10 protein-coding genes and 1 tRNA gene are annotated in these 14464 nt (G+C 51.5%); 4 read left to right on the top strand and 7 right to left on the bottom strand.

From position 1 onward, the window contains the following. Positions 1 to 30: 30 nt before the first annotated feature. Positions 31 to 228 carry a hypothetical protein gene (locus tag D9597_RS11055; RefSeq protein WP_130222456.1) on the top strand — a complete coding sequence of 66 codons (198 nt, stop codon included), beginning with the start codon at positions 31 to 33 and terminating at the stop codon, positions 226 to 228. A gap of 317 nt (positions 229 to 545) precedes the next feature. Then, positions 546 to 1871, top strand: a complete 1326-nt coding sequence (locus D9597_RS11050; protein ID WP_001281818.1) for a hypothetical protein — start codon at positions 546 to 548, stop codon at positions 1869 to 1871. A gap of 198 nt (positions 1872 to 2069) precedes the next feature. On the opposite strand, the gene D9597_RS11045 is transcribed toward D9597_RS11050, so the two are convergent. The 4 genes from D9597_RS11045 to xanP all read right to left on the bottom strand — a co-directional run bounded on the left by D9597_RS11045 (position 2070) and on the right by xanP (position 7229). Then, on the bottom strand, positions 2070 to 3281 hold the full coding sequence (locus D9597_RS11045; protein WP_130222454.1) for an integrase arm-type DNA-binding domain-containing protein: 1212 nt from the start codon (positions 3279 to 3281) through the stop codon (positions 2070 to 2072). 299 nt (positions 3282 to 3580) lie between these two features. After that, a tRNA-Sec gene (locus tag D9597_RS11040) sits at positions 3581 to 3675 on the bottom strand. A 331-nt stretch (positions 3676 to 4006) separates the two neighbouring features. Next, positions 4007 to 5716: an AsmA family protein gene (locus D9597_RS11035; RefSeq protein ID WP_130215142.1), complete on the bottom strand. Its 1710-nt coding sequence runs from the start codon at positions 5714 to 5716 to the stop codon at positions 4007 to 4009. Positions 5717 to 5837: 121 nt separating this feature from the next. Beyond that, positions 5838 to 7229, bottom strand: coding sequence for a xanthine/proton symporter XanP (xanP, locus tag D9597_RS11030; RefSeq protein WP_130222452.1), 1392 nt, complete (start codon positions 7227 to 7229; stop codon positions 5838 to 5840). 280 nt (positions 7230 to 7509) lie between these two features. Between xanP and gltS the strand changes: the two genes are divergently transcribed. Then, positions 7510 to 8715 (top strand): sodium/glutamate symporter, encoded by a 1206-nt coding sequence (gltS, locus tag D9597_RS11025; protein WP_064526038.1) that lies wholly within the window; start codon positions 7510 to 7512, stop codon positions 8713 to 8715. Between the two features lie 2 nt (positions 8716 to 8717). Next, on the top strand, positions 8718 to 9584 hold the full coding sequence (locus D9597_RS11020; protein WP_130222450.1) for a hypothetical protein: 867 nt from the start codon (positions 8718 to 8720) through the stop codon (positions 9582 to 9584). Here D9597_RS11020 and recG read toward each other — a convergent pair. From recG to spoT, 3 genes are read right to left on the bottom strand one after another with little or no spacing between them, the layout of a single operon-like run. Continuing rightward, positions 9569 to 11650, bottom strand: a complete 2082-nt coding sequence (recG, locus tag D9597_RS11015; protein WP_130222448.1) for an ATP-dependent DNA helicase RecG — start codon at positions 11648 to 11650, stop codon at positions 9569 to 9571. The genes D9597_RS11020 and recG overlap by 16 nt on opposite strands. A gap of 5 nt (positions 11651 to 11655) precedes the next feature. Next, positions 11656 to 12345, bottom strand: coding sequence for a tRNA (guanosine(18)-2'-O)-methyltransferase TrmH (gene trmH, locus D9597_RS11010; RefSeq protein WP_130215148.1), 690 nt, complete (start codon positions 12343 to 12345; stop codon positions 11656 to 11658). A gap of 6 nt (positions 12346 to 12351) precedes the next feature. After that, complete coding sequence (spoT, locus tag D9597_RS11005; RefSeq protein WP_130215150.1) at positions 12352 to 14460, bottom strand: bifunctional GTP diphosphokinase/guanosine-3',5'-bis pyrophosphate 3'-pyrophosphohydrolase; 2109 nt, start codon at positions 14458 to 14460, stop codon at positions 12352 to 12354. Positions 14461 to 14464: the final 4 nt, after the last annotated feature.

Here is a 14464-nt window from a genome sequence, read left to right as displayed (position 1 = left end):
ATGTTTTAATTCCTTACAAAGGAGGGAGTTATGCCATATATACAAGTAGAGAAAGATGGTCTTCTGTATGAGGCCGAATATTTCTATGAAGATGGTATGGTTACAGTTTTTGGAATAAGAGGTGGGCAATCCAGCGTAGATCTTAACGGAATGACAGAGGCCGCTGCTGCACGCACTGCTTTACGAAACCTTATTAGAGAAAACAAAGTAGATCCTTTATCTGAATAAAAATAGGCCGTCAATTATGACGGCTATATTTGATATGTATTAGCTCTAATTTTATCGGACAGAATACAATTAGGTTAGATCTACGAGTTCAACCAACGGATTCGAAACATACCATAGAGTCACTGTTCAGATGAGGCTCCCTAAACGGTTACGGCCAGATTTTGTTGGCTATGGTAGATTACTTTGAAAGCGGCTGGCACTGACAAGTAAAATGCAAAGGGGTAGTCAAACCACAGATAATTACGTACCTTATATCTTATTCTGTGATTTCTTTGATCTAAATTAAGTATCACAACCTAAGTGAAAGGAGTCTAAAATTGTCAGATCTCGTTCCAAAATTGCCAGAGCCAGTTCTTCCTGCATTACCTACAACTATTCTGCCAGCCATTTCCGAACTTACTGCATCATTAGGTATCCCCCGTCATGTTTTGGCAAGAGACGAGGAAATTCAGTATGCATGGCGCGACCTTCCTCGTGAATTGCGTGAAATTCCACCAGATCTTCGTGGCGAACTGGTCGCCAGAATGTGTGTTGCTGTCAGCACTGGCCTATTTGATGGGGCAATGAACTACGCATGGAATGCCGCCATCCTTCAGCTAAGAACAAAAATACGGAATTTTGGCCTACCCATTGTCGCGCAGATTCTGCAATCGGATTTTGAAGAAAAGCATCTTTTGGAACTTCAAGATAGCCGACTTCTTGAACTTGCACTCAAGCTAAACCTAGTTAACGAAGATGGGTTCTTTTTTCTTGATCAATGTCGTGAAGTTCGCAATAACTTTTCGGCTGCCCATCCGACAATGGGCAGCGTAAACGATCGAGAATTTACAACGTTCTTAAACCGATGCGTTCGTTATGCTCTAGCTGATGCATCCTCTCCGAAAGGGGTAGACATTGGGGCATTTATCTCGGCAGTCAAAGGTCCTAGATTTAACGCGAATCAACATGACGTGTGGGTACAAAGACTTGTAGATACACACGATGCTCAGCGTCAGATGCTGGTTGGAATGGTGCATGGTATCTATTGCGATCCAAATACATCAGAACCGTCGCGTTTGAACGCATTGGATATAGGCAGCTCACTAAAAGAAATTTTTACTGCATCTCTTCGCTCAGATCTTGTCAACAAACATAGCGAGTATGCAGCAAAAGGAGACGAGCCACGTCATGCAGCATCTCTCCAATTCTTCGAGAAACTTGGTCTTTTGACGCTGCTAAACGAGTCTGAGCAACATGCTGTCTTCTACCGAGCGATTGAGCGACTTTGGAATGTGCATAACGGAACAAATAATTTCTACAACGAGCCGCCATTTGCAGAACGGTTATTAGAACTGTCGCTACACGGAGCGGTACCGGAAACTGCACAAGAGCAATTCGTTCAGGTAGTTGTCTGCTGCAATATTGGCAATGGTTACGGTGTTTGTTGGGCTGCAGCTACAAGCTACGAACAATTAATTCGTAACTTTTCTCCAAGGGAAATTGCAACAATGATTCGTTTGGCAAGCAACAATGACAACAGTCTTGGGCGCCGTGTAAACGCATTACCGTCCTGCCGTGCGAGATTTAAAGCTACACTTGCTTTAATTGATCCAGCTAGTATCCCTAGTGGAGTTAAAGCGGCTTACGACCATTTCATAAAGTAGCAGGACGTAGAGGCCTAGAACGGGAAGGCGATTTTTGGTCGTCATGGGTAATGCGCTCTCACTGGAGCATTACAGTCATTTCAGTTGAGATCAGCCTCAACGCTAATTTTACAGCAGGCGATCGAACTGGCTGAGATCCTCAGGGGTTTTGAGATTTTTAGCCAGTTCATTAGCCATAGGTTGCAGTATCTTTGACTGCTAGATTGTGTTCTTAAAATCCCCGTGAATAACATTATTTCTTGTCAGGGAGCCAATATAATCCGCATACCACTGCATCATCTCCCTACGCCCATCAAGATACTGCGCATGGTTATACGTCCCGCGAATCGCGTTCTTATCGACGTGCGCAAGTTGCGTCTCAATCCACGCAGAGTTAAAGCCTTCTTCATGCAGAATAGTACTCATCGTGTGGCGGAAACCATGCCCTGTTAGCCTGCCTTTATATCCCAGCAACTCAATAACCTGATTAACGCTTTCCTTACTGATAGGTTTACGGGGATCGTTCCTGCCGATAAAGACCAAAAGATGATGTTTTGAGATCGGTTCCAGTTGTTTAAATAGTGCAATAACTTGGTCCGACAGCGGCACGATGTGTGGCCGCTTCATCTTCATCACTTCTGCCGGGATCTCCCACAATTTCTTCTCAAAATCGATATCCTCCCAACGTGCAAAACGCAATTCTTGCGTGCGCACTCCGGTTAACATAATGATCTGCGTGGCTGTTTTGGTGATAACACTGCCAGTGTATCCGGCCAGATCTTTAAGGAAGTATGGTAGCTCTTCGACTGTTAGGAATGGGAAATGCGTTTTCTTTGGCGTTGCCAGAGCTGTAGCAAGATCCGACACGGGGTTATATTCAGCTCTCCCGGTAACGATGGCGTAACGGTAGACTTCATTACAACGCTGGCGGACTTTGCGCATTTTTTCTAAAGCGCCGCGCTTTTCAAGGCGACGAAGAATCTCAAGCCAGTCCATCGGCTTAATATCGACGATAGGGCGTCTTCCCGTATGAGGGAAGATATCTTTTTCAAAGGTGTCGATGATTTCATCACGATAGCGTAATGACCAGCGATCGGCTTTCGACTGATGCCACTCGCGAGCAACGGCCTCGAAAGTGTTTTTCAAACTCATTTGCAGCGCGATTTTTTCTTCTTTTTTTGCCTCACCCGGATCGCCACCAGCCGCAAGTATTTTCCTGGCTTCACTGCGTTTCTCACGTGCGTCGGCAAGCGTTACATCGGGGTAAACGCCAATAGACAGCATCTTTTCTTTATTGGCGAAGCGGTACTTCATTCGCCAGTATTTGGAACCATTAGCGTTAATCAGCAGATACATACCACCGCCATCAGCCAGCTTATAGGGCTTTTCTTTTGGCTTCGCGGTTTTCACTTTAACATCGGTTAGCGCCATGACATCCTCCGGCTTTTGATGAATCCATCCTCCTGGGGGGATTTCCGCCAGTAACCAACCTGATACCCCCAATGCCCCCTTGTATAGCAAAGATGTATTTAAAACCCTTTGTTATATCTCACATTTTTACCATTATGGGGGTGCTGATATTTTAAGAGGGAAATGGCACCCCCGAATGCACCCCCAAAAACAACTTGATGTGGGTTGAAGTCGGTTGACCTCAGGATATAAAGAAAGCCTGATATATAAGGGATTAGAAGGGGTTTTGTTGACGTCTGGACAGTTCAGTAGAGGCTAATTGGCGGAAGATCACAGGAGTCGAACCTGCCCGGGACCGCTGGCGGCCCCAACTGGATTTGAAGTCCAGCCGCCTCACCGGAGACGACGATCTTCCGCGCCTCGATTGCTACATGGAGGCGGGGCGCATTATAGCTACTTCCTCGCCTTATCACATCCCCCATCACACTTTTTTCCGCTTCGTTTCGCCTTGCCATGATCCTATTCACAGAAACTCTCGGCAAATCCATAAGTTACACTTTGGCACAACCGCGCTCCCAGAAAAAAGAAACGTAAGTTGATAACAAAAAATAGCACTATCCGTATTCTTAAGGATGGTTTACGCCGTGCAATGAGCGGGAACGAACATGGTAATTGGATACTCTACTGTTTGTTATTTATTGAAAAAATGCCGGGTACGGCTGTGTCGTACCCGGTGAGATTGATTTTTACTGCACTGGCTCCGTTGACGTAACTTCGCCACTGGAAACTACGCCAGCATTCATGGTTTGGGTTACCTGCTGCTTTTCAGCGTTCACAGCATGGAGTTGCCCGCTAACCGTGGGTTTTAGCGGTGCATCGGCCTGAATATCGCCGCTGGCGGTAAGCTGAATATTGCCGTCGCCAGTCAACGGTAATTCAGGCCATCCCCACTGTTGCAAAATATTCACCGGCACACCGCGTCCATTCAGGCTGATATGAGTCTGGCGCTGCGGCGTTTGTGAAACACTGGCAGTGGCTTCCAGAATGCCTTTCTCGGTAAACGCGCTAAGTTCGCTGATATTCACCGTGCTGCTGTTGGCGGCCAGTGCCAGCGACGGACGGCGAACATCAACACGATTGAACGTCGCGGCGGCGGCATTCAGATTCGCTGTGCCACTCCAGACGCCCCATTGGTGATTGGCAACCAGTGTCAGATTCGCGCCATAGCCATCGAGCGCGGTGAGTTGCCATGGAAAGTCAGGGTCGATATCAATGATCAGGTTGCGGCTGGCGCTAAATCTCTTCAGTTGAAGACTGTTTAACCAGCCGGGTGTTGTTTCCATCCATAACTGTTGCCAGTTTTTTGGCAGGGTATATTCCAGCCCGACAATTGCTGCATCATCGAGGATCAGCGTTTTCCCGTCGCGTTGCCAGTTTCCTGACGTTCTCACCATGCCACCTTCCCAACGGCTGGTAAACTGGCGCAGCGCCACGCCCTGCGGGGAAAATTCTGCGTTCATAATCGGGTCAAACAAATGCAGCGAACCATAAATAAACTCGCTGGCATTCATCGACAGCTTTCCTTCCTGTGTCTGCCAGTCATCTTTACTGAAGGTCATGTTGCGTAAGCTGAGATCGAGATCGGTCACCGCCCAGTCCGGGCCTTGCAGGCGAGCATCTATCACTTCCAGGCGACCAATCTGTAACGAAGGCACAGAGCGCAATGGCGCAAAGAAATCAGTCAGCGATTTTTCGCTTTGCAGACGGATATCCGCCATGCGCAGGTTTTCCACCTGCCAGCTACCGTCGGCGTTACGCTGCGCGTTTCCGGTTAATGTACCGCGCGCGATATCGGCACCCAGATTGGTCAGCGTAACGCGATCGTTATCAATACTGCCTTCAACCAACACATTGGTGGCAGGAACATCATTGAGCGACAGGGAGCCAGCACTGAACTGAATCTGCGCTTTCGTTCCCAACACTTTACCGGCTTCTGGCGACCACGGAATGACACCGCCATTTACCCGCTGAGCACTTAATTTCCACTCGCTATTTGGGCTATTAAATGCCATATCGCGCAGTTGCAGGCGATCGGCTTTGAACGGTAGCGGGGCGGTCTGGTCGGTGAGATTCAGCGTCCCGTTTTCCAGCAGAATGGAATCGACATGGCGCGGTTCGGTCAGTTGCCGACTACTCAAGGCGATATCAACACTTTTTGCCACCAGGGTAGCGGGCTGTCCATCACGACCAAACGTGACGTTCTCCAGTATGATATGAGACGGCGCGGAAAAGCGGTGATCCATTGCCCCGAAGACCAAATGGTAGTCGCTATTTTCGGAAATCCATGCGCTGATATGCTCCGCACCCCAACGGGTTTGCAGAAGAAAATAGAGGCCAGTTATCACTACGAGTAGCGCGACGAAAATGTAGAGAAGCAGCTTCCCAATAAATTTCATAGTCTTCCATCCCGCGAAATACACATAAGGGAGTTATGCACGATTTACGCGCATTCCTCAAGGCGGGAATGGTGAAAGAGGGGCGCTGCGGCGGTAAAGAAACTTACCGCCGCTAAGTGAATTACGGTTTTTCCGGCGGGAAAATCAGGTTCAGCACAATGGCAGTAATACCGCCAGCGGCAATACCTGAAGAGAGCAGGTTTTTCAGCCAGTCAGGGGCAAATTGCAAAATCAGCGGCTGCTGAGAAACGCCCAGACCGACGGCCAGCGACAGTGCAATAATCAGAATTGCCCGACGGTTCAGCGGCTCGCGGGAAACGATGCGTACACCGGATGCGGCGATGGTGCCAAACATCACAAGCGTAGCGCCGCCCAGAACTGGCTCTGGGATGTGTTGCACGAAACCACTCACTGCCGGGAACAGGCCCAGCACGATCAACATCAGCGCCACCACAAAACCGACATAACGGCTGGCAACACCCGTTAACTGAATTACACCGTTGTTCTGTCCGAAGCAGGAGTTCGGGAAGGTGTTAAATACTGCCGAGACAAACGAGTTCAGGCCGTTTGCCAGCACGCCGCCTTTCAGACGTTTCATGTACAGCGGGCCGGAAACCGGCTGTTCGGAAACGTCAGAGGTCGCGGTGATATCGCCAATGGTTTCCAGTGAGGTGATCATAAAGACCAGCATCAGCGGCAGCAGTAGGCTCCATTCAATACCAAGACCGTAATAGAGCGGCGTTGGTACCATAATCAGTTCTTGCGTCATCGGTTCGTTGCTTTCTGGCAACATACCCATAAACCACGCCAGCGCATATCCGGCCGCCATCGCAATCACCAGCGAGGCCACGCGTAAGTAAGGGTTACGTTGGCGGTTAAGCAGGATAATTAAGGCTAAGACCACACCCGCCAGCAGCAGGTTTTTCGGTGCGCCAAAGGTGTTGTCGCTCATGGCCGCATAGCCGCCACCAATGGACGTTAACCCAACCTGAATTAGTGACAGGCCGATAATCATCACCACGACGCCAGAAACCAGCGGCGTAATAATGCGGCGCGCCAGATGCAGAACGCGGGAGATCACCATCTCCGTGCAGCTTGCTAACATCAGCGTACCAAACAGTGCCGCCATCATGGTGGGAACATCAGCACCACCGGTCTTCAGCGCCGTGCCGCCCATAATCAGCGGGGCAACGAAGTTGAAACTGGTCCCCTGAATCGACAACAACCCGGAACCTACCGGCCCCCAGGCTTTAATCTGAATAATCGATGCCACACCGGAGGCAAACAGCGACATACTAATAATGTGTTGTGTGTCCTGTGCCGGTAAACCTAGCGCCTGGCAGATGAGAAGCGCAGGGGTGATCACCGCGACAAACATCGCCAGCAGGTGCTGACAGGCGGCAAACAGAGTTTGAGCAAGCGGTGGACGATCTTCAAGACGATAAATCAGTTCGCTGTTTTGAGTCTGCGCAACCGGTTGCGCATTTTCTGACTCGAGGGTGGAAACAGACATCGAAAACAATCCCGTGGTAGCAAAGCGGGCATTTTAGCTGACCGAAGGGCAAAAGCAAACGTTTGCCATGCATTCTTCTAAATATTTAAATGCGATAAATGCACTTTTTTATATAACTTTTGGTTGTTTTCTGCTTAAAATCCATGCCATTTTTTTATTTTCAGCTAAGAATTCGAACCGGGAAAGCATGACTCGAAACTCGTCATAGTGCACCTTACAGTACATGTGCGATGCAGTATGACGAGTATGAAAGAGTGGTGCGGATACAAAGGAGCTATCTATGTTTCATCTCGACACTTTAGCAACGCTTGTTGCAGCAACGCTGACGTTGCTGCTCGGGCGCAAATTAGTTCACTCAGTCTCCTTTTTGAAGAAATACACCATACCGGAACCTGTTGCGGGTGGTTTGCTGGTGGCGCTGGCGCTGCTGGTGCTGAAAAAAACCATGGGCTGGGAAGTCAACTTTGATATGTCGCTGCGCGATCCGTTGATGCTGGCTTTCTTTGCCACCATCGGCCTGAACGCCAACATTGCCAGCTTACGTGCCGGTGGCCGTGTGGTGGGTATTTTCCTGATTGTGGTTGTTGGTCTGTTGGTGATGCAAAACGCCATCGGTATTGGTATGGCCAGTCTGTTAGGTCTTGATCCGCTGATGGGGCTGTTAGCAGGGTCTATTACGCTTTCTGGCGGTCATGGGACTGGCGCGGCGTGGAGTAAATTGTTCATTGAACGTTACGGCTTTACTAATGCGACGGAAGTCGCAATGGCCTGTGCAACGTTCGGTCTGGTGCTGGGCGGGCTGATTGGTGGCCCGGTGGCGCGTTATCTGGTGAAACACTCCACTACACCGAACGGTATTCCGGATGACCAGGAAGTCCCGACGGCGTTCGAAAAGCCAGATGTAGGGCGCATGATCACCTCGCTGGTGCTGATTGAAACTATCGCGCTAATTGCTATCTGCCTGACGGTGGGGAAAATTGTTGCGCAACTTTTGGCTGGCACTGCTTTTGAATTACCAACCTTCGTTTGTGTGCTGTTTGTAGGCGTGATTCTGAGCAACGGTCTGTCAATGATGGGCTTTTATCGCGTCTTTGAGCGTGCGGTATCCGTGCTGGGTAACGTAAGTCTGTCGTTGTTCCTGGCGATGGCGCTGATGGGCCTGAAGCTGTGGGAGCTGGCTTCGCTGGCGCTGCCGATGCTGGCGATTCTGGTGGTACAGACCATCTTCATGGCGTTGTATGCCATCTTCGTCACCTGGCGCATGATGGGCAAAAACTACGATGCGGCGGTACTGGCTGCGGGTCACTGTGGCTTTGGTCTTGGCGCGACACCAACGGCAATCGCCAACATGCAGGCGATTACTGAACGCTTTGGCCCTTCACATATGGCCTTCCTGGTGGTGCCGATGGTCGGTGCGTTCTTTATCGATATCGTTAACGCCCTGGTGATTAAGCTGTATTTAATGTTGCCGATTTTTGCGGGTTAAAAATGAAAAAGCGTCGGAGGGAACCGGAAACGCTACGTGAACACTGTCGCCATATTTTTGGTGATGAGCCGCCAGTGCTCTATGTATGGGAAACGGAATTTGATTACTCAGATGCCGAACTCAAGGCGCTGGCGGCTAAAGAGTGGCAACAGATCAGCAAATGGGATTTGAGTGCTTACTATGTACTCAATCTCGTTTATAACGAACCGATGCAAATAGAGCTGTTTCGCTATCTGTTTCCGCTATGCCTGGCGCAATGGCATGAAACCGTTTTGGCAGGCGGTTATGGCGATCACTTCGAAGAGTCCTTCATCAAGGCACTGCGTCGGCCCTATCTCTGGCAGGAGATGATGAATGCTTCCCAACGCCAGCAGGTACGACAATTTTTACTGGAAACCGCGTTGCAGCGTATGGATAACGAGCGTGGTTTCAATAATGTTCTGTACTGGCTGGAGGCGTTCAATGCAATGGGCGGGGCCGCGCCGTTAATTCGTCCCCTCTGGTCACGCTGGTGGGCACTGGATACGCCCGGCAAAGCGGTGTGTGCTATTCAATATGCCGCGCATCTTATTTATCCCATAGAAGCCAATCCGTTATGGTCGCAAGAATGGTTAGGCTGGTGGCATCCATTAGGCCATAAAGATGGCTGGTCCTCTGAAAATCGCGCTTTTTTTCGCCAGATGATAACACCTGAAATGATTGTGGCTGGCGTACAGGCAGCGGCTGAAATTCTGCGTGGTGAACCGGAAGGCGCAATGGCGGCGCGAATTGCGCAAGATGCGTATGAGGCAGTGGATATCATCACTATCCAGATTGAAGATTTACTGCGTGACTTGTTTTGTGATGAGTCTGGTCATGCGTTGGAGTAACGTTCAGTCTCTGGCATCCAGCGCTCTATCAGGGCTTTTGCCTGCTGTGGGTAACGTTCGTGAATATGTCGCGCCAGGCGCTGAACTTCCGGGATCATCGCCTGATCGCGCAGTAAATCCGCCACTTTAAATTCGGCATTACCCGTCTGACGTGTGCCTAACAGTTCACCCGGTCCACGTATCTCCAAATCTTTCTGCGCAATCACAAAACCGTCGTTGCTGTCGCGCAGTACTTGCAAGCGGATTTGCGCCGTTTTGGAGAGCGGTGTTTTGTAGAGCAGGACACAGTGAGAAGCCACCGCGCCACGACCTACACGCCCGCGAAGCTGGTGTAACTGCGCCAGACCGAGACGCTCCGGGTTTTCGATAATCATCAGACTAGCGTTAGGCACATCAACGCCGACTTCAATAACAGTAGTGGCAACCAGCAGGTGTAGCTCACCTTGCTTAAACGATGCCATCACCGCCTGTTTCTCGGCTGGTTTCATCCGCCCGTGCACCAGACCGACATTCAACTCTGGTAGCGCCAGTTTCAACTCTTCCCACGTGGCTTCCGCCGCCTGCGCTTCCAGTAATTCCGATTCTTCAATCAACGTACAAACCCAGTATGCCTGACGGCCTTCCGTCATACAGGCGTGGCGCACGCGGTCGATAATATCGTTACGGCGCGTATCAGGAATTGCCACTGTCGTCACTGGTGTGCGGCCTGGCGGCAGTTCATCAATGACCGAGGTGTCGAGATCAGCATACGCGGTCATTGCCAGCGTGCGGGGGATCGGCGTGGCGGTCATGATCAACTGATGTGGATGGAAGCCCTGTTGCTGGCCTTTCTCCCACAATGCCAGACGCTGATGCACGCCAAAGCGATGCTGTTCGTCGATAATCACCAGCGCCAGACCGTTAAACTGCACCTGTTCCTGGAAAATGGCATGAGTGCCAACAATCATCTGCACCTGACCGCTGGCGATGGCTTCTTGCTGAGCCAGTCGCGCTTTACCTTTCTGCTTACCGGCGAGCCAGCCCACTTCGATACCGAGCGGTTCAAACCAGTTGCGGAAGTTATTGGCGTGCTGCTCGGCAAGTAATTCGGTTGGTGCCATCAGCGCCACCTGTTTGCCGTGCGCAATCGCACGCAGCGCGGCGAGGGCGGCGACCAGCGTTTTACCGGAACCTACATCGCCCTGTACCAGACGCATCATCGGCACATCCAGCGCCATATCGCGCTCGATCTCCGCCACTACGCGTGCCTGTGCGCCCGTTGGCTTGAACGGTAAGGCGGCGAGGAGTTTATTTTTCAGCGCGTCATTGGCGTTAAGCGGCTGGGCATGGAAACGTTGCGCTCCGGCGCGTAACGCCAGCATGCTAAGGTTGTGCGCCAGCAGTTCTTCCAGAATCAGACGACGTTGCGCCGGATGCTGCCCGGTTTCCAGATCGCTAAGTTGCAGCGTTGGCGGTGGGCGATGCAGAGTGCGCAACGCTTCCGGTAACGTCATCATTCCTTGTGACAGTTCCGGCGGCAGGAGTTCTTCAATGGCGCAGGTGTCGAGCAGATCCAGCGCCTGGTTGGTTAATTTACGCAGCGTCGCCTGCTTTACGCCTTCGGTGGTTGGGTAAACCGGCGTGAGCGTTTCCTGCAACTCTGGCGTACTGAGATCGCCCTGTACGCGGTATTCCGGGTGGATCATCTCCGCACCATATTTACCGCGCTTTGCTTCGCCATAGGCCAGCACGCGGCGGCCCGTCGCCAGGCTATTTTTCATTGCCGCGTTGAAGTTGAAAAAACGCATGGTGAGAATGCCGGAACCGTCGCTAATCTGGCAGGTCATCATTCGCCGACCGCCGAAGGAGATATTGCAGTTCAGCACTTCGCCTTCCACCGTGGCATAAACGCCCGGCAGTAGCTCACCGATGGGGTAGAGATGGGTGCGATCTTCGTAGCGCAGGGGAAGGTGTAAGAGTAAATCCTGCACGGTATGCAGATTGATTTTCGCCAGCTTGTTACTTTGCGCCGCGCCCACGCCCGTTAGGGAACTGAGCGGGACAGCATCTAACAGGCGACCTTTCATGGCGCTTACCCTGCGGCCTGCATAGTGGCCCACCAGTCGGCATCGGCTTCAATTTCGCCTTGCTGATTGACGTGGGGGTAAGGCAGGCCTTTGCGTTTTGCGACTTTCGCCAGCACCGGATAGCCGCCTTCAAATAACAAACGTTGTTGCTCTGCTTCCGGCAACATACTGTTTTCACGCAGGTACATGCCTGCGTTTTGCCGCTGGCGCTGGGCTTCGTAAAGAATGAGGGCTGAGGCAACGGAAACATTCAGCGACTGCACCATGCCGATCATCGGAATGATGATGTCCTGATCCGCCAGGGCTAATGCTTCCTGAGTGATGCCCGTTTTCTCCTGACCCATCAAAATACAGGTCGGGCGGGTGTAATCAATTTCGCGGAAATCGACAGCGCTATCAGAAAGATGGGTTGCCAGAATCTGCATGCCCTGGCCTTTCAGATGGGCGACGGCATCGCCAATGGTACGGTGCGTTTTCACCTGTACCCAACTGTTGCTGCCAGCCGCAGCTGAAGCCATAGTGCGCATCCGGCTACCAGGCCAGACGGCGTGGACTTCGTGTACGCCAACGGCATCTGCGGTACGAATGATCGCAGAAACGTTATGGGGTTTGTGGACCTGCTCCATGCAGACGGTCAGATCAGGCTGCCGCCTGGCGAGCATTTCGCAGATACGTGCATAACGTGTTGGGTTCATAAAACATTAATTTCGGTTTCGGGTGACTTTAATCACGTCTGGCATCACGCGGATTTTGCGCATGATATTCGCCAGATGCACACGGTCACGGGCGGTCAGACGAATAAAGGCGCTGTAGACGCGACCATCCTTTTCTTCTGTATTCAAACTTTGAATATTGGAGTTGGTCGTATTGATCGCTGCCGTCAGGTTAGCTAATGCGCCCTGATGATTGAACATCTCCACCTTGATTTCGGTGATGAATTCTTGCGCCGTCTCTTTATCCCATTCCACAGCCATAAATTTCTCTGGCTCTTTCTGGTAGCCACGGATGTTACGACAGGATTCATGGTGGATCACCAGACCTTTACCGGGGCTGACGTGAGCGATAATTGGATCGCCAGGAATAGGACGGCAGCATTTCGCAAAGGTGATCAGAACGCCATCGGCACCTTTAATTGGCAGATGTCCGTGACTTTGGGTCGCCGGAGGAATGGAAGCGTCTCCATGTTGCAGATTTTTCGCGACCACCACGCTCATCGCGTTGCCAAGGCCGATTTCAGCCAGCAGATCGTCAAGCGTTGCCAGCTTCATGCGGTCCAGTTCGCGCTGAATATTTTCCTGCGGGATTTCATTGAGCTTACGGCTACCACCCAACGCATGGTTGAGCAGACGGCGGCCCAGGCTTACAGAATCATCACGCTTGAGGTTTTTCAGCAACTGACGAATTTTGGCGCGCGCTTTCGAGCTGACGACAAAGTTCAGCCACGCGGCATTCGGGCGAGCGCCCGGTGCGGTAATGATTTCAACGGTTTGACCACTGGTAAGCGGCTGCGACAGCGGGTAAGGCTGACGGTCGACGCGCGCGCCCACGCAGGCATGACCGATATCGGTATGCACCGCATAAGCGAAGTCGACGGGCGTTGCACCGGCAGGCAGCTCGACAATGCGCCCTTCCGGTGTGAAAACGTAAATCTCATCCGGGAAGAGATCGGATTTAACGCTCTCGATAAATTCGAACGAGCTACCGGCGCTCTGTTGCAGCTCCAGCAGGCTTTGCATCCAGCGCTGAGCGCGGATTTGCGCGGTAGTGCTGGTTTCGCCGTGCTCTTTATAAGCCCAGTGTGCGGCAACACCCATCTCCGCCATCTGATCCATATCTTCGGTGCGGATCTGGACCTCAACCGGCACGCCGTGCGGGCCAATCATCGAGGTGTGCAAAGATTGATAGCCGTTCGCTTTGGGAATGGCGATGTAGTCTTTCACGCGACCCGGACGCGGCTTATACAGGCTGTGCATCTGGCCGAGCACGCGATAACAGGTGTCGGAATCATTGACGATCACGCGGAAGGCGTAGATGTCCATGATCGAGTGAAAACGCTGCTCTTTGAGCACCATTTTGCAGTAGATCGAATAAAGATGCTTTTCGCGACCACTGACGCGGCACGGTATTCCCGCTTCCTGCAAACGCCCTTCGATTTCCGAGAGGATTTTTTGGATCATCTCTTTACGGTTGCCGCGCGCGGCCTTCACCACTTCTTTGATTACGCGATAACGGTTGGGATACAGCGCTTCAAAACCCAGCTCTTCGAGTTCGGTTTTAATGTGGTGGATACCTAAACGGTGCGCCAGCGGGCTGTAGATTTCGAGAGTTTCACGGGCGATGCGGCGACGTTTGTCCGGGCGAAGTGAGCCCAGCGTGCGCATGTTGTGGGTACGGTCTGCGAGTTTGATGAGAATGACGCGGATATCCTGCACCATCGCCATAATCATCTTGCGAAAGTTTTCGGCCTGCGCCTCTTTCTTATCGCGGAACTTGAGCTTATCAAGCTTTGATACTCCCTCTACTAGTTCGGCGACGCTTTTACCAAAAAGCTGTTCCATGTCCTGGTAGGTGGCGGGAGTATCTTCAATCACGTCATGCAGCAGCGCTGCCATTAGCGTTTCATAGTCGAGTTTCATCTCGGCCAGAATGCAGGCAACCGCTACCGGGTGCGTGATATAGGGTTCACCGCTTGAACGTGTTTGCCCCTCGTGAGCATCACGTGCAACGAGATACGCCTGCCGCAGACGTTTGATTTGGTCTTCCGGCAGGTAGTTTTGAATCAGCTGATTCAGGCTTTCAAACAGATACAAGGGC

This window comes from Escherichia sp. E13S3, from assembly GCF_004212325.1.
Classification (GTDB): domain Bacteria; phylum Pseudomonadota; class Gammaproteobacteria; order Enterobacterales; family Enterobacteriaceae; genus Escherichia.
Note: the sequence above shows the minus strand (reverse complement) of the source record. Positions and strands in the feature narration are given on the sequence as shown.